General features: G+C 70.6%; 19 protein-coding genes. 14 read left to right on the top strand and 5 right to left on the bottom strand.

Features of this window, described 5'->3' with window-relative positions; translation table 11 throughout:
- Window position 1: 1 nt before the first annotated feature.
- Together NR111_RS08645 and NR111_RS08640 are read left to right on the top strand one after the other, a co-directional pair.
- Entirely contained in the window at window positions 2-253 is a 252-nt protein-coding gene (locus NR111_RS08645; RefSeq protein ID WP_256820579.1) for a hypothetical protein, read from the top strand.
- The gene (locus NR111_RS08640; RefSeq protein WP_256820578.1) at window positions 246-533 is read left to right on the top strand and encodes a hypothetical protein; all 288 of its coding nucleotides are present in this window, start codon (window positions 246-248) and stop codon (window positions 531-533) included. The genes NR111_RS08645 and NR111_RS08640 overlap by 8 nt, the downstream gene beginning before the upstream one ends.
- 137 nt (window positions 534-670) lie before the next feature.
- Here the strand turns inward: NR111_RS08640 and NR111_RS08635 are convergent, their stop codons facing one another.
- On the bottom strand, window positions 671-1,432 hold the full coding sequence (locus NR111_RS08635) for a DUF3800 domain-containing protein (RefSeq protein WP_256820577.1): 762 nt from the start codon (window positions 1,430-1,432) through the stop codon (window positions 671-673).
- 605 nt (window positions 1,433-2,037) lie between these two features.
- On the bottom strand, window positions 2,038-2,295 hold the full coding sequence (locus tag NR111_RS08630) for a hypothetical protein (protein WP_256820576.1): 258 nt from the start codon (window positions 2,293-2,295) through the stop codon (window positions 2,038-2,040).
- Between the two features lie 325 nt (window positions 2,296-2,620).
- On the opposite strand from NR111_RS08630, the gene NR111_RS08625 reads away from it, so the two are divergent.
- The 4 genes from NR111_RS08625 to NR111_RS08610 all read left to right on the top strand — a co-directional run bounded on the left by NR111_RS08625 (window position 2,621) and on the right by NR111_RS08610 (window position 6,697).
- Window positions 2,621-3,868, top strand: coding sequence for an alpha/beta hydrolase fold domain-containing protein (locus NR111_RS08625; RefSeq protein WP_256820575.1), 1,248 nt, complete (start codon window positions 2,621-2,623; stop codon window positions 3,866-3,868).
- A gap of 199 nt (window positions 3,869-4,067) precedes the next feature.
- Window positions 4,068-5,321, top strand: coding sequence for an NADH:flavin oxidoreductase (locus NR111_RS08620; RefSeq protein ID WP_256820574.1), 1,254 nt, complete (start codon window positions 4,068-4,070; stop codon window positions 5,319-5,321).
- A 108-nt stretch (window positions 5,322-5,429) separates the two neighbouring features.
- Window positions 5,430-6,293 carry an SDR family oxidoreductase gene (locus tag NR111_RS08615; protein ID WP_154828319.1) on the top strand — a complete coding sequence of 288 codons (864 nt, stop codon included), beginning with the start codon at window positions 5,430-5,432 and terminating at the stop codon, window positions 6,291-6,293.
- 5 nt (window positions 6,294-6,298) lie between these two features.
- The gene (locus tag NR111_RS08610) at window positions 6,299-6,697 is read left to right on the top strand and encodes a DoxX family protein (RefSeq protein WP_096907104.1); all 399 of its coding nucleotides are present in this window, start codon (window positions 6,299-6,301) and stop codon (window positions 6,695-6,697) included.
- Between the two features lie 6 nt (window positions 6,698-6,703).
- Here the strand turns inward: NR111_RS08610 and NR111_RS08605 are convergent, their stop codons facing one another.
- Both NR111_RS08605 and NR111_RS08600 read right to left on the bottom strand, forming a co-directional pair.
- Complete coding sequence (locus tag NR111_RS08605; protein ID WP_256820614.1) at window positions 6,704-7,732, bottom strand: mechanosensitive ion channel family protein; 1,029 nt, start codon at window positions 7,730-7,732, stop codon at window positions 6,704-6,706.
- 183 nt (window positions 7,733-7,915) lie between these two features.
- Window positions 7,916-9,427: a dolichyl-phosphate-mannose--protein mannosyltransferase gene (locus NR111_RS08600; protein WP_120283937.1), complete on the bottom strand. Its 1,512-nt coding sequence runs from the start codon at window positions 9,425-9,427 to the stop codon at window positions 7,916-7,918.
- A 66-nt stretch (window positions 9,428-9,493) separates the two neighbouring features.
- Here NR111_RS08600 and rsmI point away from each other — a divergent pair, with 66 nt between their 5' ends.
- Window positions 9,494-10,333, top strand: a complete 840-nt coding sequence (gene rsmI / locus NR111_RS08595) for a 16S rRNA (cytidine(1402)-2'-O)-methyltransferase (protein ID WP_256820573.1) — start codon at window positions 9,494-9,496, stop codon at window positions 10,331-10,333.
- A gap of 13 nt (window positions 10,334-10,346) precedes the next feature.
- Here rsmI and NR111_RS08590 read toward each other — a convergent pair whose 3' ends face one another.
- Window positions 10,347-11,576, bottom strand: coding sequence for an aminodeoxychorismate synthase component I (locus NR111_RS08590; protein WP_256820572.1), 1,230 nt, complete (start codon window positions 11,574-11,576; stop codon window positions 10,347-10,349).
- A 156-nt stretch (window positions 11,577-11,732) separates the two neighbouring features.
- Here NR111_RS08590 and NR111_RS08585 point away from each other — a divergent pair, with 156 nt between their 5' ends.
- The 7 genes from NR111_RS08585 (at window position 11,733) to NR111_RS08555 (ending at window position 21,190) form a co-directional block, all read left to right on the top strand.
- A complete protein-coding gene (locus tag NR111_RS08585; protein ID WP_256820571.1) occupies window positions 11,733-13,250 on the top strand; it encodes a BCCT family transporter in 1,518 nt (505 codons plus the stop codon).
- 43 nt (window positions 13,251-13,293) lie between these two features.
- The gene (metG, locus tag NR111_RS08580; RefSeq protein ID WP_256820570.1) at window positions 13,294-15,132 is read left to right on the top strand and encodes a methionine--tRNA ligase; all 1,839 of its coding nucleotides are present in this window, start codon (window positions 13,294-13,296) and stop codon (window positions 15,130-15,132) included.
- Window positions 15,133-15,141: 9 nt separating this feature from the next.
- Window positions 15,142-16,008 carry a TatD family hydrolase gene (locus NR111_RS08575; protein ID WP_256820569.1) on the top strand — a complete coding sequence of 289 codons (867 nt, stop codon included), beginning with the start codon at window positions 15,142-15,144 and terminating at the stop codon, window positions 16,006-16,008.
- A 224-nt stretch (window positions 16,009-16,232) separates the two neighbouring features.
- Window positions 16,233-17,423, top strand: coding sequence for a resuscitation-promoting factor (locus NR111_RS08570; RefSeq protein ID WP_256820568.1), 1,191 nt, complete (start codon window positions 16,233-16,235; stop codon window positions 17,421-17,423).
- Window positions 17,420-18,349, top strand: coding sequence for a 16S rRNA (adenine(1518)-N(6)/adenine(1519)-N(6))-dimethyltransferase RsmA (rsmA, locus tag NR111_RS08565; protein WP_206475039.1), 930 nt, complete (start codon window positions 17,420-17,422; stop codon window positions 18,347-18,349). Before NR111_RS08570 ends, rsmA begins: the two co-directional genes overlap by 4 nt.
- A 10-nt stretch (window positions 18,350-18,359) precedes the next feature.
- On the top strand, window positions 18,360-19,325 hold the full coding sequence (locus NR111_RS08560; protein WP_256820567.1) for a 4-(cytidine 5'-diphospho)-2-C-methyl-D-erythritol kinase: 966 nt from the start codon (window positions 18,360-18,362) through the stop codon (window positions 19,323-19,325).
- A gap of 2 nt (window positions 19,326-19,327) precedes the next feature.
- Window positions 19,328-21,190, top strand: coding sequence for an ABC-F family ATP-binding cassette domain-containing protein (locus tag NR111_RS08555; RefSeq protein WP_256820566.1), 1,863 nt, complete (start codon window positions 19,328-19,330; stop codon window positions 21,188-21,190).
- Window positions 21,191-21,202 lie beyond the last annotated feature (12 nt).

The following is a 21,202-nucleotide window of genomic DNA, read 5'->3' as shown; positions in this document are numbered from 1 at the left end:
GATGCCCAGGCAACCGCGTAACCCGCTGTCCCGGAACACCGAGGTGGACCAGTTCCTCACGGGGCGGTTCTTGGAGACGATGAGGCTCTACGGCGAGATGGCGGGGACGACGAACCCGGCCATTCATGCCGCTGACGCCCTCCAGGCCGGACAAGCCGTGGAGGTGCCGGGGGAGTGGATCGGCCCGGAACACGGCGGTCTCACGTTTCGCCTCCAGAAGGGCCGACCGGCGGAGGTGACCGAAGATGAGTGATTTCCGCGCCGCCCTGGAGGCCGCCCTGGCACGGCCGGTCACCGACGATGAGGTGGACCAGGCTTACCGGCTGGGCCACGCCGCTGGCCGTCTCCTCCGTCGGAGGATCGGCCCGGTCCCACACAGTCAGTACCCGGACGCGGCCATCGCCCTGGCCATCGTGCGCGTGGTGTCGAGGGTGGTGGGCGGCGGCGTCCTAGAGATCACCGACGACGACCACCGGTGGCTGGCCCAAGCCGCCGCCACTATGAGGCCCCCGCATCCGTTCACTAGGGCTTAATCAGTCAACCCGGAGGTTGCTGCACATGCGGAAGGGGGAAGGGGTTACAGTGAACGCAAGTGCCGATCCAGCCAGTGCTCGGGGTAGGTACTTTCCGACCCCCCACCTCGCGGTGGGGGGTTTCCCTTTTGCAGCCGTCAAGGCCGCACGAGGACGCCAGGTGTTCCTCCGGAATACATATTGACGGGCTTATGAATCGCCCCACCGAGGTGACCCCACATCGTGGAGGGGCAGACCCGGGCGACACCCTTACCCGGAGGCAGATAAGTTCGGAAGCCAGCATAGGCGACCAAGTCGGCCATCTGGATGAAGTAGCAGTGGGCGGAATCGCGAGGAACCGGGTCTTCGATGATGCGGTCCGCCTGCCGAACCGTATACCCGCCTCCATAGCGGTTGCCCACGGGCAGGAACTTCCGACTGCGGCGGATACTCCGGCGGACTAGGTCGTTCTCACCGATGTCGTGGAAGACCATAATTTGCTGGCCAGTCTTCCGAGAGTGGGTTTCCAGCCTTTCGATCATGAGTCTCCACGCTTGCTCTCGGCACGCTTGGGGCGACTTCCATTCCTTGGTCTTATCAACTACGACTGCGAACGCCAGCGCACCAAGTCGGTCAAGATGGCGAAAGTGATAGCGGTAGATCAGACTTCGCTGACTCGGTGAGAGGTCGAGATGCTTGAGCGTTCCGCTGGAACGCAACAGGTAGTTGGCCTTGAGCTCGGAACGGACGGGTACGCCGAAACTGTCCCGGATGGTCTTGCGGAACTGAACAGTCTTCTCGTGCACTTCCGCCCATGACTCCGCTTCGATGAGCAGGCAACCGAGGCCGAAACAGTTGGTGGCCCCGTTCTTGGCGGGGTCGCCGTCGTCCCCGGTGTCGTCGATGTAAGCGAAGATCATGGTTCGAGCATAAACACAGTCCCCGACACACCGCGTAACCCCTGTGGCGGCCCCGAAAATAGTCCCCAACTGGGAAAACACAGGTGTGTAATACGAGAATCACGTTGCTGGCATGCGGAATGGGCGTAGGTGCGGAGCGAAACCGCTGGTCACGGTGCCGCCTGCCTGCCCGGAAGTGGTTCCTTAACCGTAACTGCCGAGGTAGGAAAGGAATTGCCCAAGCGAATCCCCTAGCAATCCACAGGGTTATCCACAGCCGGCGTTCCGCGTGTCAAGGGCGCGCAACGGTTAGTTTGCGACGTCTGACGAAGTGGCAGTTGTTGGTCGTCGGGAGAACTGACGGTCATGCCCTAGTGGGGCCTCTACCTGCCCAAGTTGCGGAAGTAGTCGCTCTCCGCCCAACCACCACGGACCCGTCGGCGTCACGGGCTGGGGGTAGGAGGCGGCGGACTCCGGGAAGTGCCGGGTCGAATGGTCCTTCACGTACATGACGACGACTCCGGCGGCGGAGGGAACCTCTTAGCCGTCAGGACCGGCGAAGCGGTACGTCAGCGTCACGCCGTCCGTATGCGCGGTCGGCCCGACGTGGTGGGGGAGGGAAGGTGTCAGTCTTCGCCGTCGGCGTCCTCTACACCGAGAACGGCGCTCACTTGCTTCTGCCTCTCCTCGCGCTGGCGGTCGAACTCGTCATGGTCTAGTTTCCTGAGGGTTCGCATGAGGCCGTCGAGTCGACCGGATGCCCGGTTGGCATTCGAATCATCCACCGGGTCCGATTTCTTGGCGGTCTCCCAATCGGCCCGAGCGTGTGCAATCTCTGCCACGAGGTGGTCGCGGACTTCTTCAGGCGTGATGTTTGAGAGCATGAGGCCAGGGTGCCGCAAACTGGCATCCGTGGACACGCTTTGGACACAAACCTCCCGTGTCCACCCCTATCTGGCCAACAACGCCAACATGACAAACCCCTGGTCAGGTCGTTTCCGGGCCATGACCAGGTGAGTTGTCCATCGTTCGCATCGAGAAGGTCAGGGGTTCGATTCCCCTTAGCTCCACCCAAGGACTACGAGTTCTCAAGGCCGTTTCCGCGCAAGCGGGGACGGCCTTCCGTTTTGTGGTGAGTTGGCGCTGTGGTGAGCTGGCTTTGTGGTGAGTTGGGGCTGTGGTGAGCTGGCTCTGTGGTGAGCTGGGGCAGTGGCCGTTCACTCTTTCACCGTCGTCGAACGCTTCTCAGCCGAGCCCGGCGACGTGCTCTCCCTCGCCTCCGACGCCGCGCGGTGGCGGGAGTGGGCGCCTGCGCCGTTGCGCGGGCTCGGCCGACGTCACCCCGGCGCCGTCACCGTGCGCGCCCTGCCAGGCGGTGGCGGCGAGCTCGAGTGGGAGTGCGCCATCCGGACGTCCGACCGGGCGGTCGGAGCGGCGGCAGCCCGGGTCCTCGAGGCCCTGGTCGCCCTGCTGGCGCGTCGTCTGGTCACCGAGGCCGACCGGCGGATCACCCTCACCCGCAGGCCGAGCCTGCCGGCCCGCCTTCAACGCCTCGGCCTGCGACTGTTCATCCGACCCGTGTTGACCGTCGCCCCGTTCGACGACAGGTGGATCCGGGTGATGCGCGCTGTCGCCACCGGCGCGTCGCGGGCCACGGGATCCCGTCGGGTGGCCCGGCCGGCGGTCGGCGCTCCCGTCCCCGGGCTCTGGATCGACGGGCCGGCGGATGCCCCGGGTCTGCTCGTGTTGCACGGTGGTGGCTATGTCGCCGGTTCCCCGGACTCGCACGCCACCATGGCGACCACGCTCGCGCGGATGTCCGGATCGACCGCCTATGTTCCCGACTACCGACTCGCGCCCGAGCACCGGTACCCGGCCGCCCTCGATGACGCCGAGGTGGCATTCCGTCATCTCGCCGAGCGCGTCGGCGGTGCAGAGCGGGTCGCCGTCGCCGGGGACTCCGCGGGCGGCGCCCTCGCCCTCGGGCTGCTCGATCGTCTCCGCCGCCGTGGGGAGCGCCCGGCCGCCCTGGCGTTGGTCAGCCCCTGGGTCGACCTCGCCGGGCCCACCGGCCCGGGGCGGCAGACCGGCGCGGCCCGGTGGCGCGGCGCGTTCGACCCGCGCACGCCACCGAGGCTGGCCTGCGCCTGTCGCGATGCCTACGCCGGGGACGTCCCGGTCGACGACCCGGGGGTCTCACCCGCCCGGCGCCCCCTCGACGAATCGGCGCCACCGATCGCGATCGTGTGCGGCGGCGACGACTTCGTGGTCGACGACGTCCGCCGCTTCGTCGAGGCCAGCCGCTCGCGTGGCGCGACGATCGACCTACGGGTCTGGCCCGGGATGATCCACTGCTTCCCGGTCGTGGCGGGCACCCCGGAGGGCGCGTCAGCGCTGGCCGTGCTCGCGGCCCACATCAGGAGCGCGGTCGCCGGTGCCTCGGACGCTCGCCGGTAGGGATGACGGGATCGTGACGATCGCCTGCGGCGTGCCTCTCGTGGAGATCGGCACGGGCGCCTCCAGCGGGTAAGGCCTACCTATGGTCCGCAGGTGGCGGGCGGTAGCGCCGCCCGGTGTAGCGTGCCTGCGGCGATTCGTGGCAAATGCGCTGGCCAGACAGGGGACGGGGTGGGTGGAACAGGTTATAGTTCTGCTCATGAGTCTCGCGCCCGGAACACCCGCACCCGACGTCTTCAGCCCCGGCAAGATCGGCAACGTGACGCTGCGCAACCGCATCGTCAAGGCCGCGACCTTCGAGGGGCGCTGTCCCAAGGGGCGCATCACCGACGAGCTCATCGAGTTCCACGCCGAGTACGCGCGCGGCGGCGTGGGCATGACGACCGTGGCCTACCTCGCGACCTCCCCCGAGGGCCGCACCGACAAGCACCAGTACCACTGGGGCATGGACGACGGCGGCATGCTGCGCAAGCTCACCGACGCCGTGCACGCCGAGGGCGCCGCGATCTCCGCCCAGGTCGGACATGCCGGGGCCGTCGCCAACGGTTCCTCCAACGGGCTGCCCCCGCTCGGGCCGTCCCGGATCCCGGCGCCCACCGGTCTCGCCATCACCAAGCCGTGCACGGAGGCGGACATCGACCGGATCGTGGAGGACCACGTCCGCGCCGCCCGCGGTGCCCACGAGGCCGGCTTCGACGCCATCGAGGTGCACTTCGGTCACAACTATCTCGTCAGCGAGTTCCTCAGCCCCAAGCTCAACCGGCGCAAGGATTCCTACGGCGGATCGCTGGAGAACCGCGCCCGCTTCGCCCGCCGCATCGGCCGCGCCATCCGCGACGCCATGGGCGACAAGATCGCGGTGACGATCAAACTCAACATGGACGACGGCGTGCCCGGTGGGTTCTGGATCGACGAGGCCCGCCAGGTCGCCCAGTGGCTCGAGCAGGACGGCTCCGCCGACGCGCTGGTGATGACAGTCGGCAGCTCCCTGCTCAACCCCATCTACCTGTTCAAGGGCGCCGCGCCCCTGGAGGAGTTCGCCGCCACCCAGCCCGCGGTGATCAAGATGGGCATGAAGGTCGTGGGTCCGAAGATGTTCAAGGAGTACCCGTACACCGACGCGTACATGTTCGACGACGCCCGGCAGATCCGCGAGGCCGTGGACCTGCCGATGATGCTGCTCGGCGGGATCGTCGACCGGCCGTCCATCGACAAGGCGATGGGGGCCGGTTTCGAGTTCGTCGCCATGGGCCGAGGCCTGCTGCGTGAGCCCGACCTGCCCAACAAGCTCAAGGAGGACGACCGGCGTCGGTCGCTGTGCGTGCACTGCAACCGCTGTATGGCCACCATCTACAGCGGCAGCCGCTGCGTGCTGCGCGAGTACGTCCCGCCGATCCCCGCCCGCGGCGGCCACGACACGCGCCAGGCGACGAGCCCCACGCCACCCGTGTAGAGCGGACGCGCCCGCCCGTCCCCGCCTCACGTGCCCCGTCGGGCCGCTACGGTGATCACATCGGGTGGCCCGCCGCTTTTCGATCCGGGCCCGGACGTGGGGGAGTAGATGTCGAGGCGACGGATCAAGAACTACCGGGGCAGGGTCTGCGTGGTGACCGGCGCGGCCAGCGGGATCGGTCGCGCGGCGGCCCTCCGGCTCGCGGATGAGGGCGCCCGCTTGGTGCTCACCGACCTCAACGCCGAGGGGCTGGCCTCCGCCGAACAGGCCTGCCGGGACGCCGGTGCGCCCGTGCTCGTGGCCGAGGCGCTCGATCTCACCAACCACGAGGCCGTGATGGCGTTCGGGGCGCGCGTCGTGGCCGACAGCGGTGCGCCCGACGCGATCTTCCACGTGGCCGGCAACTCGGCCTGGGGCCGCCCGGATCTGCTCGAGCACCGGATCTGGCGGTCGATGGTCGAGGTCAATCTCATGGGCACCATCCACGTGGTGGAGGCGTTCGTGCCCGCGATGATGACCGCCCGCAAGCCCGCCGCGCTCGTCCTGGTCTCGTCCGCCGCCGGTCTGCTCGGCCTGCCGTGGCACGCCGCCTACAGTGCCGCCAAGTTCGGGATCCGCGGCGTTGCCGAGGTCCTGCGCTTCGACCTGGCGCCGTACGACATCGGCGTGCACCTCGTCTGCCCCGGCGGCGTCGACACCCCGCTCGTGGAGACCGTCGAGATCGCGGGCGTCGACAGGTCCGATCCCGAGGTGGCCAGGACCGTCGACCAGTTCCGGCGCCACGCGGTCACCCCGGACCAGGCCGCCGAGAAGATGCTCGAGGGCGTGCGCAAGGGGCGCTACCTCGTCTACACCTCCCCGGACGTCCGCATCGGCTTCGCCGCGCAGAAGTTCGCCCCGCCGCTCTACCGGATCGCGATGATGGCCCTCCACCGCCGACTCGCCAAGGCCGGCCGGGACATCCTCCCGTGAGGGGGATGGAGACCCTCCGGGACGCCGCGATCCTCCTGGCCCGTGTCGGGCTCGGGGTGGTGTTCGCGGCCCACGGGTGGCAGAAGTTCTTCACCCTCGGCCTGAGCCGGGTGGCCGAGCAGTTCTCGAGCTACGGCATCCCGCAGCCGGCCGTCACCGCCGCGATCGTCGCCGGGGTGGAGTTGGTGGCGGGGGCCGCCCTCATCGCCGGGCTTCTCACCCCGCTCGCGGGCATCCTGCTCGGCGTGGACATGGCCGGCGCGTTCTACTTCGTCCACGCCACCAACGGCCCGTTCATCACGCAGAACGGCTGGGAACTCGTGGTGGCGCTCGGGGTGGGGGCGCTGCTCGTGGCGGCGGTCGGCGCCGGCCGGTTCAGCATCGACAGGGTGCTGGGCGGCTAGCGGGCCTCACCCCGAGGCCATCGCACGCATCGCGGACACCGGGAGGCCGTCCGGGTACGGGGCGTCGATGCCGGCCTCGTCGAAGGCGTTGCGGATGCGGCGCCGCAGCTCCCGCTCGGTGGCCCACTGGGTGTTGGCCTGCGTCACCGCGGTCATCCGCAGGGACCAGAAGTCCGCGTCCAGCGCGTTCACGCCCTGGAGCTCCGGGCCCGAGATGAGGTTCGACGCGATCGGCTCCTCGGACGCCGCCTGCCTGGCGGTCTCGATGGCCACGGTGCACGCCCGGTCGACGTCGGCGGTGTAGGACACGGGGATCTCGAGGAACGCGACGCCGAAGTCCTGGCTGTAGTTCCCGACCCGGGCGATGTCGCCGTTGCGGCAGTACCAGAGCGTCCCGTGCAGGTCCCGCAGTGAGGTGACGCGCAGTCCCACGTGCTCGACCGTGCCCTCGGCCTCGCCCAGGTCGACCCAGTCACCGACGCCGTACTGGTCCTCGAAGAGCATGAACAGACCGGAGAGGAAGTCCCGGACGAGGGCCTGGGCGCCGAAGCCCAGCGCGACGCCGACGATCCCGGCGGACGCGATGAAGGGCGCCACGTTGACGCCGACGATGGCCAGGGTCTGCAGCACCACCCACACGAGCACGGCGAACGAGACGATCGACTTGAGCACCGACCCGATGGTGGCCATCCGCTGTGCCCGCCGTTCCGCGCGTCGATGCTCGGTCCGCACGTGCTCCGCGGAGCGTCGTCGACTGTTCTTCTTCAGACTCGCGGCGGTGAGACCGCCACTCTCGTCGGCGGTGACCTCACCGCGGTCGCCGTCGGGGTCGAGTTCGACCGTGTGCGCGCCGGCGCGCCGGTCGGCCCGTTCCTGTCGGCGGCGCCGCCACGAGGACGGGGACGCGTTCTTCGACGGGGCGGTGATCCGGTCGATGCCCCGGTGGAGCACCCACCGCACCAGCAGCGCCAGCACGAGGTACAGGGCGATCATGACCGGCTTCTCGACCAGCCACTGTTGGGTCACGTCGCTCATCGGGAGATCGGCGAAGGGAAGGGATAGCTCGTTCACTGCCGCGACGGTACTGACCGCACACCGTCTGCGACACCTCGTCCCCGGCCGCGGGGCGCGGGGATCAGACGGCGCCGAGCCGGTGATCAGCACATGCTCAGGGGGCGGGATCCACGTGCGGGTGGGGACCTCGCGGGGGCGACTGCGCTAGCGCCAGGAAGGTAGCCAGAGCTGGTGACTCCACTCGGTCTGGGTGATGGGCATCCCCGAGAGGATGGGCAGCGCGTAGATGAAGTTCACCACGACCAGCGCGAGGTACAGGCTGACGATCGCACGACCGATGAGTTGCCGCCGGGGGGAGTCGGTGGCCCTGCCCGCGATCTCGCCCAACACGAGCGCGATCATCATGACGAAGAACGGCGCCATGACCGAGGCGTAGAAGAAATACATCTGGCGGTCGTGCTGGAAGAACCACGGCAGATAGCCGGCCATGTAGCCCACCAGTGGGAACGCGTAGCGGCCGTCACGGCAGATGACTGCGCGCCAGAACGCCCACGCCAGGACGGGGACGGCCAGCCACCAGATGGCGGGGGTCCCCAGGAGCATGATCGCGCGGACGCACGAGGTCTCCCCACAGCCGGCGATGCCCTCGCCCTGCTCGACGTAGTAGAGCATCGGTCGCAGGCTCATGGGCCAGGTCCACGGCTTGGACTCCCAGGGGTGCCGGTTCCCGGCGGAGGTGGTCAGCGTGGAGTGGAAGTCCAGGACCGACGACTGGTAGTACAGCCACGACTGCACCGAGTCGGGCAGCCAGTTGTCCTCGACCTCGTCGCCCACGACGTGCCGGTACACGGAGTTCTCGTTCGCGAACCAGGGCAGCCACGTGAACATGTGGAGGATCGCCGGCCAGAGGACGAGGGTGAGGAAGGCCGGCACCGCGTCGCGCAGCAGTGCGCCCGCGAGGGGGCGCTGGACCCCGTAACGGCTGCGCAGAGCCCAGTCCCACGCCACGGTCATCACACCGAAGAAGGCGATGAAGTACAGGCCGGACCACTTGACCCCGAGGGCGAGGCCCAGCATGACGCCGGCTGTGAAGCGCCACCAGCGGAATCCCAGTCGCGGTCCCAGGCTCGACAGGTGGAGCCTGCCCTCGAGGGCGGTCCGGTGCATGCGGGCGCGCATCTGGTCGCGGTCCACCAACAGGGCGCCGGCGGCCGCGACGACGAAGAGCACCTGGTAGATGTCCAGCATGCCGATGCGGGAGGTCACGAAGCTGACGCCGTCGAGGCACAGCAGCAGCCCGGCGACGAGGCCGAGCTGGGTGGACCGGGTCAGGCGCCGGGTGATGCGCATGACCATGAGCACCACGAGCACCCCTGCCAGGGCCGCGGTGAACCGCCAGCCCAGGGGGGAGTAGTCGAAGAGCATGCCGCCGATGGACTGGATCTGCTTGGCGACGGGCGGGTGGACGACCAGGCCGTAGGCGGGATTCTCCTCGATGCCGAGCTGGGCGACGTTGTACGACTGCGGTGCGTAGTGCTTCTCGTCGAAGACCGGGGTGCCCTTGTCCGTGGCCGAGGTCAGGCCCCAGAAGCGGGAGAGGAACGCCAGGACCAGGATGACGCCGGTGGCGATCAGGTCGCGGGTCGTGTCGACCGGGCCGGTGTCGGGGGCGGGCAGCGGGCGTCCTGGTGAGCGCACGCCGATGGTCGAGGTCACAGGCAGAGCATAGTGGGGACCGCGCGCCGGGCGGGGATGCGCCCGGCCACCGATAGGGTGGTCGTCATGACGTCCGGACGTGTCGTGTTGGCGGCCACCCCCATCGGGAACCCGGCTGACGCCTCGGATCGGCTGCGGCAGGTCCTGGCGACCGCCGACATCGTGGCAGCGGAGGACACCCGCCGGCTGCGTTCCCTCTCGACGGCCCTCGGGGTGACCATCGGGGGGCGGGTGATGAGTTTCTTCGAGCACAACGAGGCCGGTCGCGTGCCCCAGTTGGTCGAGCGGGTCCGCGCCGGGGACGTGGTGGCGGTGGTGACCGACGCCGGGATGCCGGCGGTGTCGGACCCGGGGTACTCGCTGGTCGTGGCGTGCATCGAGGCCGGGCTCCCGGTGACGTGTCTGCCGGGTCCGTCGGCGGTCACCACGGCGCTCGTGCTCAGCGGGCTGCCGGTCGACCGCTTCTGCTTCGACGGGTTCCCGCCGCGACGCCCGGGCCGACGCCGGACGTGGCTGGCCCGGCTGGCGGCGGAGGAGCGCACGTGTGTGTTCTTCGAGTCCCCGCACCGCCTGGCCGACACGCTCGCCGAGGCGGCGCAGGTCCTGGGCGCTGACCGCCGGGCAGCGGTGTGCCGGGAGTTGACCAAGACCTACGAGGAGGTCCTGCGCGGGACCCTGGGTGAGCTGGCCGAGCGGACGGCGGGCGGCGTGCTGGGGGAGATCGTCGTGGTGGTCGAGGGTGCCGACGCCGCCGGGTCGACCGCCACTCTCGAGGACCTCGTGGAGATCGTCGAGGAGCGGGTCGAGGCGGGGGAGCGGCTCAAGGACGCCTGCGCCGCCGTGGCCGAGGGGTCGGCGGTGACCAAGCGGGACCTCTACCAGGCCGTGCTCGACTCACGCGCCTGAGGGGCGGGGCGGCTCAGAGCCAGGGCGCGGGCCCGCCGCCCCAGGTGAACGCCGCCTTGTGCACGCATTCGTCCCATTCGGCGTCCGGGTCGGAGTCGATGGTGATCCCGCCGCCCACCCCGAGTTCGCAGCGGCCGTCCGGCGCCACCTCGAGGGTGCGGATGGCCACCGCCAGGTCGAGGGTGTCGGCGGTCGCGAACCCGTAGGTGCCGCAGTGCAGGCCGCGGGACCGCGGCTCCCAGCCGGCGATGAGTTCCCGGGCACGTTGCTTGGGGGTCCCGGTGACCGACGCGGGCGGGAAGGTGGCGGCCACGAGGGCGTCGTGGTCCACCGAGGTCCGCGCCGTGACGGTGGAGACCAGGTGGTGGACGCCGGGCGCGGGACGGACGGCGAGCAGGTCGGACACCCTCACCGAACCCACGTCCGCCACACGTCCGAGGTCGTTGCGTGCGAGGTCGACGATCATGATGTTCTCCGCGACGTCCTTGGCGGAGGCGAGGAGCTCGGCGGGGTCGCGGTCGGCGGGCACCGTGCCCTTGATGGGGCTGGTGCGGACGTCGTCGCCGGTGCGCACGAGGAACTCCTCGGGGGAGAAGGCCAGCACCGCGCCCCACTCGCCCTCGAGGTACGCCGACCGCGCGGCGGGGGCGCGGCGGGCCAGGGAGAGGAACGTCTCGAGCGGGTCCGCGCGGAGCCTGCCGTCGAGGCGGGTGCTCAGGCAGGTCTGGTAGACCTCGCCGGCGCGGATCGCCTCGAGGCAGTCCACCACGGCACGTCTGTGCGCGCGTCGGTCGGGGGCGGCCCAGGTGAGGGGGATGCCGACCTCGTCGTCGTCGCCACCGTCGTCGCCAACGCCCTCGTCGTCACCGACGCCCCCGGATGACGGCGGTCCGTACCGTCGGACCACCTCGTGCGGGTCGGGGGCGGTGCCGTCGCCCCGCCACCGGCCGTCGGGGGCGAGCGTGAGCCTGCCGGTGGCCGTGCCGCGGACCGCCGCGGGCAGGAGGGGGGCGTCGTCCGGTACGTGGTCGGGGAAGGAGCGGAACCCGACGACGACGAGGTCGCCGGCCACCGAGAAGACCTGCTCGGGCCGGGTCGGCCGCAGGTCCACGGACGGGATGATCACCGCCGGGGAGCCGCACCAGTCGCCGAGGAACGCCGCCGGGGGACCGATCCCGAGGGCCCGCGACCGCTCGTGGAGGGCGCGGAGGAGCGCCGGCACGGTGGGGGTGGAATCGGGCACCGTCCGATCGTGCCACCCCGGGGCGTCGAACCCACGCCAGGGTCCGATAAGCGCGTTATTATCTTGCGCTCACCTTAGATTGTTGACAGGGTTCGACGTATGCCAAAGTCACGAGAGAAAGCTTTCGACGCGTCGAATGACGGCCCAGAGGACCCTGTGCGCGGGCCCCGTCCGGGCGTCGACTTCACGGTCCTCGTGCCCACCACGACCATCGCGCTCATCGTGGTGCTCTGGGGCTCGTTCTACACGAATTCGTTCGAGAACGCTGCCGGTGAGGCGTTCTCGTTGGTGGTGGACACGGTGGGATGGCTGTTCATCCTCGTCTCGACCACAGTCGTGGTCTACGCGATCTACCTGGCCCTGTCCCGGTTCGGCGGCATCCGCCTGGGCGGTGACGACGAGAAGCCGGAATTCTCCACGCGGTCGTGGATCGCCATGATGTTCGCCGCGGGTATGGGCATCGGGCTGATGTTCTACGGCGTGTCCGAGCCACTCACCCACTTCCAGGAGCCGCCGCCGGGGCAGGAGCAGCAGTACGACGTGGCCATGGCCACGACGACGTTCCACTGGACCCTGCACCCGTGGTCGATGTACGCGATCGTCGGGCTCGCGCTCGCGTTGGCCGCCTACCGCTTCAAGCGCGGCCACCTCATCTCCCAGGCCTTCGTCCCGCTCATCGGCGAGAAGCGGGCCGCGGGGTGGATGGGGAGAGTCCTCGACATCGCGACCATCCTCGCGACGATCTTCGGCACCGCCGCCTCGCTCGGCCTGGGCGCCCTGCAGATCCGCGCCGGGCTCAACGAGACCGGCGCGGTCAGCGGTGGCGGCATCGCCCTGGTCGTGGGCGTCATCGTGGTCCTGGGCCTGGTGTTCCTCGCCTCGGCTGCCTCCGGAATCAGCCGCGGCATCCAGCTGCTGTCGAACATCAACCTCATCCTGGCGGTGTCGCTCGCGCTGTTCGTGGCGATCTTCTCCGGCGCCCTGTTCTTCATGCTCGACCTCATCCCCACCACGATCGGCACCTACTTCTCGAACTTCTTCGACATGGCCTCGCGCACCGCGGTGAGCGAGAACGGTGAGGCCGCCGAATGGCTCTCCGGGTGGACGGTCTTCTACTGGGCGTGGTGGATCTCCTGGTCGCCGTTCGTGGGCATGTTCCTGGCCCGCATCAGCCGTGGGCGCACCGTGCGCGAGTTCATCATCGGCGTGGTCCTGATCCCCAGCACCCTGTCGGTGATCTGGTTCTCCATCTTCGGAGGCTTCGCGCTTTATCTCGAGGAGGCCGGACGCAGCGTCTTCGGCGACGGGTCACTCGAGCCGCAGCTGTTCAACCTGCTCCGCGAGCTGCCGCTCGCGCCCGTGCTCATGGTGGTGGCGATGGTCCTCATCGCCATCTTCTTCATCACCTCCGCGGACTCGGCGTCGATCGTCATGGGCGGAATGGCCCAGCGCGGCGTGGAGGAGCCGACCCGCTGGCTCGTCATGCTCATGGGATCGTTCACCGCCGCCGTGGCGATCATCATGCTCGTGGCCGGTGACGGCGGCGGCGACGCCCTGTCGAGCCTGCAGAACATGACGATCATCGCCGCCTCGCCGTTCGTGCTGGTGCTGATCGCGCTGTGCGTGTCCATCCACAAATCACTCTCGCGGGATCCCGCGGCCGAGGAGGCCTGACGCGGTCCCGGCCCCCGCGGACGTGACCACTAGTCTGTAGCCCATGGCGAAGACAGTCCTGACCGCGGTCGCATGGCCGTACGCGAACGGCCCCCGGCACATCGGACACGTCTCGGGGTTCGGGGTGCCGTCGGACGTCTTCTCGCGCTACCAGCGGATGGCCGGCAACGACGTCCTCATGGTCTCGGGTACGGACGAGCACGGCACGCCGCTGCTCGTGCAGGCCGAGAAGGAGGGCGTGCCGGTCCAGGAGCTCGCGGACCGCTACAACCGCGTCATCGTGGACGACCTCGCCGGCCTCGGCCTGAGCTACGACCTGTTCACCCGCACCACCACGCGGAACCACTACGCGGTGGTGCAGGAGCTGTTCCGGGGCCTGCGCGCCAACGGCTACATGGTCGCCAAGACCACCACCGGTGCGGTGAGCCCGTCCACCGGGCGGACCCTGCCGGACCGCTACATCGAGGGCACCTGCCCCATCTGCGGTGACGACGGCGCCCGCGGCGACCAGTGCGACAACTGTGGCAACCAGCTCGACCCGGCCGACCTGAAGAACCCGGTCTCCAAGATCAACGGCGAGACCCCGAAGTTCATCGAGACCGAGCACTGGTTCCTCGACCTGCCCGCGCTCGCGGACTCGCTGGGGGACTGGCTGGGGGGCCGGAAGGACTGGCGACCCAACGTCCTCAAGTTCTCGCTCAACCTGCTCGAGGACCTGCGTCCGCGCGCGATGAGCCGCGACATCGACTGGGGGATCCCCATCCCGGTGGAGGGGTGGCAGGATCGCGGCGACAAGAAGCTCTACGTGTGGTTCGACGCCGTGGTCGGCTACCTGTCCGCCTCGATCGAGTGGGCGTGGCGCTCCGGCGAGCCCGAGGCGTGGCGGCGCTGGTGGACCGACCCCGAGGCCGTGTCCCACTACTTCATGGGCAAGGACAACATCACCTTCCACTCCCAGATCTGGCCGGCCGAGCTCATCGGCTACGACGGCCGGGGTGCCCACGGCGGCGAGCCCGGGGCGCTGGGCGCACTGAACCTGCCCACCGAGGTGGTCTCGTCCGAGTTCCTCACCATGTCCGGGTCCAAGTTCTCGTCCTCGCGCGGCGTGGTGATCTACGTACGCGACTTCCTGGCCGAGTTCGGCCCCGACGCGCTGCGCTACTTCATCTCGGTCGCGGGCCCGGAGAACCACGACACCGACTTCACCTGGGACGAGTACGTGCGCCGCACCAACTCCGAGCTGGTCGGCGGCTGGGGCAACCTCGTCAACCGCACCGTGTCGATGGCACACAAGAACTTCGGCGAGATCCCGCGGCCCGGCACCCTGACCGACGTCGACGCCGAGCTGCTGCGCGAGGCGGAGTCGGCCTTCGCCACCGTCGGCGCGCACCTCGAGCGCTCGCGGTTCAAGGCCGGCGCCACCGAGGCCATGCGCATCGTCGGCGCGGCCAACCGCTACATCGCCGCCACCGAGCCGTGGAAGCTGGCCAAGGAGCCCGACCAGCGCGAGCGTCTGGGCACCGTCCTGCACACCGCGCTGCAGGTCGTCTCCGACGCCAACACGCTGCTCACCCCGTACCTGCCGTCCGCCGCGCAGCAGATCCACGGCGCGATCGGCGGGCAGGGCGTGTGGGCCGCCGCCCCGCAGGTGCACGAGGTCACCGACGACATGCCGGTCGAGCTCGTCGGAGAGGGGCTGCCCGACGCGGGCCGCAGTTACCCGGTGATCATGGGTGACTACGCCGCCGAGCAGGCGCGGTGGGCGCGCACCGAGATCACCCCGGGCACCCCGCTGGCCAAGCCCAGCCCGCTGTTCGCCAAGGTCGACCCCGAGTTGGCCGAGACCGGGCCGAGCTGGGCGCCCATCCAGCAGGAGGACTGAGGCGACCGTATGGGTAAGCGCAAGCCCCGCCCCACTCCCGTCCTGCCCGAGTCGCTACCCGGGCTCGTCGACGCACACACGCACCTGTACTCCTGCGGACACCGCACCGCCGACGAGGTGCGCGCCGCCGCAGACCGCGCCGCGCTCGCCGGGGTCGCGGCCCTGGTCACGGTGGGCGATGACCTGGCCGAGTCCGAGGCCGTCGTGGCCGCCGCCGAAGCCGACGAGCGGGTGTACGCCGCCGTGGCCGTGCACCCCACCCGGGCCGCCGAGATCACCGACCCCGAGCGCGGCGAGCAGGTGCGGGCGCGCCTGCGCGAACTCGCCGCCCATCCGCGGGTCGTCGCGGTGGGGGAGACCGGCCTCGACCACTACTGGGTGGGGAAGATGGACGGCTGCGCCGACCCGGCCGAGCAGGAGGAGTCGCTGCGCTGGCACGCCGGGCTCGCCGCCGACCTGGGCAAATGCCTGATGATCCACAATCGCGAGGCCGATGACGACCTGCTGCGTGTGCTCGCGGAGGTCGCCGGACCGGGCTCGGGCATCCCGCACGTGATGCTCCACTGCTTCTCCTCGCCGCTGGAGGTGGCGCGAGAGGCGCTGGACCGCGGCTACGTGCTGTCCTTCACCGGCAACGTCACGTTCAAGGCCAACGACCACCTGCGCGAGGCGGCCCGCCTGGCCCCGGCCGGGCAGCTGCTCGTGGAGACCGATGCCCCGTACATGGCTCCCGAGCCGTTCCGGGGCGCCCGCAACGAGCCCGGCCTGGTGGGCTACACGGCTCGGGCGATCGCCGAGGTCCGGGGGCAGACGCCGGAGGACTTCGTGTCTGAGGTCGCGGACACCGCCCGCGCCGTATTCGGCCTGACCGTCTGACGGGCGGGCCCGCCCGGGCCGACGACCGGTGTGTCGCGTGGTACTCGTGAGGGCTGAGTGGCGAATGTAACGAAACGTGACCTGAATACCTCGTCGTCGTCGACTCGTTCCCGCATGTCACGAGGGTCACGTTGCCCCGGCGCTGTCCGCTCGTTACGCTATCGTGATGAAACGCGAACGGCTGTACGGCAGTTCGCGGAGCTACCCGAGGAGAGAACCGACAAGTGGTTGACGACGCACGGACCGACACCCCCACGGGCGCCCGACCCACCGCGACCCGGGGCATGCTCGCCCCCGTCAAGCGACTCCACGAGTCCCGCTCCACCATGCTGCGGCTGTCCGTCGCCGGGATGCTCACCACCCTCGTGGTGGGCGGGGTGGCGGCGCTCGACCAGCGCACGCAGTACACCCTCGAGGTCGACGGCGAGCAGGTCGAACTGGTCACCTTCAGCTCCGACGTGCGCGCCGCGCTCGCCGACGCCGGCTACAGCGTCGACGACCGGGACGTGGTGATCGCGCCCGGCGACAGCATCGACGACGGCGACACCGTCACCCTGCTGCGCGCCCGGCCCGTCACCGTCGAGGTCGACGGTCGCAGCGAGCAGGTGTGGACCACCGCCACCACCGTCGCCGACCTCGTGGCCGAGCGCGACGACGTCCCGCCCCGCAGCTACGTCAGCCCACGCATCGACGCGGACGTCCCGCTCGACGGCACCACCGTCTCCGTGGTGACCCCGCGCGAGGCGCTGCTGTCCGACCACGGCGGCCCCGCCACCCCGATGGCCTCACCCGGTGAGACGGTCGGGCAGTTCCTCGAGCGCGCCGGCATCACCCTCGGCCCGCTGGACACTGTCACCCCGGCCCCGGACGCCCCCGTCGAGCCCGGCACCGAGGTCACCATCACCCGCGTGGCCGTCGCCGAGGAGACCGCGGTCGAGCAGTTCGAGGCCCCCGAACAGACCACCGAGGACCCCGAGGCCACCGAGGGCGAGCGCACGGTCGTCGATCCCGGTGCCCCCGGCGAGCGCGAGGTCGTCTACACAATCACCCGCGTCAACGGTGTCGAGACCGAGCGCGCCCGCGGCGCGGAGAAGGTCCTCACCGAGGCCCGCCCCGCCATCGTCCGCGTGGGCACCAAGCCGAAGCCCTCCGCGCCGGCCGTCTCGAACGGCGGCGTGTGGGACTCGATCGCCCAGTGCGAGTCGGGCGGGAACTGGAGCATCAACACCGGCAACGGGTACTCCGGCGGGCTGCAGTTCGCCGCCGGCACCTGGACCGGCCACGGTGGCGGCCAGTACGCGCCCAGCGCGCACCTCGCCACGCGCGAGCAGCAGATCGCGATCGCCGAGAAGGTCCGGGCCTCGCAGGGCTGGGGCGCCTGGCCCGCCTGCACCTCCAAGCTGGGCCTGCGCTGACCGGCCCGGACGCGACCTTCCGCGGGCAGGCCGACCCTCTCGGCCCGCAGGAGGTGCGCGCGCTCGCGGAGGAACTGGGCATCAAGCCCACCAAGACCCTCGGACAGAACTTCGTCCACGACGCCAATACGGTCCGCAAGATCGTCACCGCCTCCGGCGTGGGCCGAGACGACACGGTGATCGAGGTCGGGCCGGGCCTCGGGTCGCTGACCCTGCCGCTGCTCGACGCCGCCGGCCACGTGGTGGCCGTGGAGATCGACCCCGTGCTGGCAGGGCGCCTGCCCCGGACCGTCGCAGAGCGGGCCCCGCAGCTCGCCGACGCACTGACCGTCGTGGGCGCCGACGCGCTCGCGGTCTCCGGCGCCGACCTGGGCGGCCCGGGGGTCCCGCCGCCGACCGCGCTGGTGGCCAACCTGCCCTACAACGTCTCGGTGCCCGTGCTGCTGCACATGCTCGCCGAGGTGCCGACCCTGCGCACCGCGCTGGTGATGGTGCAGCTCGAGGTGGCCGACCGCCTCGCCGCCGCCCCCGGCTCGCGCGTCTACGGGGTGCCCAGCGTCAAGGCCGGGTTCTTCGGCACCGTCCGCCGGACCGGCACCGTCGGCCGCAACGTCTTCTGGCCCGTTCCCAACGTCGAGTCGGGCCTGGTGCGGATCGACGCCTACCCCGAGGCCCCGTGGGACCTGGGCGAGGCACACCGGAAGCGGGTGTTCGCGGTGGCCGACGCCGCGTTCGCCCAGCGTCGCAAGACCCTGCGCGCCGCCCTGTCCGGGTGGGCGGGCTCCGGCGCGAACGCCGAACTCGCGCTGACCGAGGCCGACGTCGACCCCAAGGCCCGCGGCGAACAACTCACCACCGCCGACTTCGTCCGGATCGCCGAGGCGTCGGTGCGGCTCGGGATCGGACCGGCGCACCGCGAGCCGTAGGCTGGTGGTCATGCCCCGCGACGCCTCCACCCCTGCCGGCGCGCGCGCCGTGACGGCCGTCGCCCCCGCCAAGATCAACCTGCACCTCGGCGTGGGGGACGTGCGCGCCGACGGCTACCACGACCTGCTCACCGTGTACCGGGCCGTGGACCTGTGGGAGCAGGTCACCGTGTCGCTGGACGACGACGAGGTCGTCGTCACCGGTCCCGGGGCCCCGCAGGTGCCGACGGACCGGACCAATCTCGCCGCCCGGGCCGTCGACCTGCTCCGCGGGGAGGCGGGATCGGACGCCCGGATCGCCATCCGGATCCACAAGGGCGTCCCCGTGGCCGGCGGGATGGCCGGCGGCAGCGCGGACGCCGCCGCCGCGCTCGTGGCCACGGACCGGCTGCTCGGTCTGGGACTCGGCCGGGCAGCGCTGGAGGAGCGGGCCGCACGGCTCGGCAGCGACGTGCCCTTCTGCATCCGCGGCGGCACGGCGTTGGGCACCGGCCGCGGCGAGAAACTCGCCACGCTGCTGCACGCCCGCGCCGAGCAGCACATCGTGGTGGCCCTGGCCGACGGGGGACTGTCCACCCCGACGGTGTTCGCCGAGTTCGACCGGCTGCGCGCCGAGCGCGACCCGGCTGATCCCGAGCGGGGCCTGCCGCGCGCGGGCGGGGTCGACCCGCTCGTGGCGGCCCTCGCCGGCGACGACCCCGCCGCCGTGGCCGGGCTGCTCGCCAACGACATGGAGGTCGCGGCGCTCTCGCTCATGCCCGCCCTCCGCCGGACCCTGCGCGTCGGCCGGGAGGCCGGGGCCCTGCACGGCATGGTCTCCGGCTCCGGCCCCACCTGCCTGTTCTTCTGCACCGACCGTGACCACGCGATCGCCGTCGCCGCCGAGATCAGCGAGCACGGCGTCGCCCGCGAGGTCCGCGTGACCCGCGGCCCGGTCGGCGGTGCGCACATCGTCGACGACCCCACAGGAAAGTAGAGATGGCCCCCACCAACCTCATCAACCTCGAGCAGTGCTCGGTCTCCTTCGGGATCCGGCAGGTGCTCGACAACGTCTCACTGGGCGTCAACGCCGGCGACCGCATCGGCGTCGTCGGCCTCAACGGGGGCGGCAAGACCACCCTGCTGGAGATCCTCACCGGCGTGGCCGAGCCCGACTCCGGGCGCGTCTCGCAGGTCAGCGGTCTGCGGATCGCCGTGGTCACGCAGCGCACCGAGCTCGCCGCCGACACGGTGGGCCAGGCCGTGGTCGGGAGGCTCGGCCTGGCGGTTCACGAGTGGGCCGGCGACGCCCGTGTCCGCGCGGTGCTCGACGGCATCGGCATCCACGACCTGGGATTGGACACGCCCGTCGCGGACCTGTCCGGCGGTGAGCGGCGCCGGGTGTCGCTCGCCGCGGCGCTCGTGCAGGATTTGGACCTGCTCGTGCTGGACGAGCCGACCAACCATCTCGACGTCGAGGGGGTCCAGTGGTTGGCGGACCACCTGGTCGCGCGATCGAGTGCGCTCGTCGTCGTCACCCACGACCGGTGGTTCCTCGACACCATCGCCACCCACACCTGGGAGGTGGTCGACGGCCACGTCGAGCAGTACGAGGGTGGTTACAACGACTGGGTGTTCGCGCGCGCCGAGCGCGACCGCCAGGCCGCGGCCACCGAGTCGCGTCGTCAGAACCTCATGCGCAAGGAACTCGCATGGCTGCGCCGCGGCGCCCCGGCGCGGACGTCCAAGCCGCGCTATCGCATCGAGGCGGCCGAGGCGCTCATCAAGGACGTGCCGCCGCCCCGCGACTCACTACAACTGTCGAGCTTCGCCGCGCGGCGCCTCGGCAAGGTCGTGATCGAGCTCGAGGACGTGCGCCTCGACGCCCCCGACGGCCGCACCCTCGTCGACGACCTCACCTGGCGACTCGCCCCCGGCGAGCGCGTGGGCCTGGTCGGTGTCAACGGTTCCGGCAAGACCACGCTCCTGCGCGCGCTCGCCGGTGAGGCCCCCCTCGCCGCGGGCAGCCGCAAGGAGGGCAAGACCATCCGGATCGGGTGGCTGCGTCAGGAACTCGACGACCTGCCGCTGGATCAGCGGGTGCTCGAGGCGATCGAGGACGTCGCCGCCCGGGTGGCGTTCGGCAAGGACGAGCTCACCGCCTCCCAGCTGGCCGAGCGGCTCGGCTTCTCCCCGGCCCGTCAGCGCACGCCCGTCGGCGACCTGTCCGGTGGCGAGCGACGACGCCTGCAGCTCACGCGCGTGCTCATGGCCGAGCCCAACGTCCTGCTGCTCGACGAGCCCACCAACGACCTCGACATCGACACGCTGCGCCAACTCGAGGACCTGCTCGACGGCTGGCCCGGCACGATGGTCGTCATCTCACACGACCGCTATCTCGTCGAGCGCATCTGTGACTCGGTGTGGGCGCTGCTCGGCGACGGCCAGCTCACCAACCTGCCGCGCGGCATCGACGAATACCTGGAGCGCCGTCGTGTCGCCGGGGCGGCGGGCGACTCGGGCAAGGTGTCGCGCTCCACGCCGGGCGCCGGGTCTGCTTCGGCTGGCGGTTCTGTGGCTGGCGGTTCTGAGGCTGGCGGCGCGGACGGGTCTGCCACGGCTCCCGCCCTCTCCGCAGCCGAGGAGCGGGCGCTCACCAAGGAGATGTCGAAGATCGAGCGGCAGATGGGCAAGCTCGACAAGCGCGAGGCCGAACTCCACAAGGCCATGGCCGATGTCTCGGCAGGGGCGATGGACACCGAGAAGCTGGCCGCCCTGGACCGCGAGCTCAAGGACGTCTCCGCGGAGAAGGACACGCTCGAGGAGCGCTGGATGGAACTGGGCGAGCAAATCGAGGGTTGAGTCGCCCGGCCG

Source organism: Dietzia sp. Die43 (assembly GCF_024519835.1).
GTDB classification, from domain to species: domain Bacteria; phylum Actinomycetota; class Actinomycetes; order Mycobacteriales; family Mycobacteriaceae; genus Dietzia; species Dietzia kunjamensis.
Note: the sequence above shows the minus strand (reverse complement) of the source record. Positions and strands in the feature narration are given on the sequence as shown.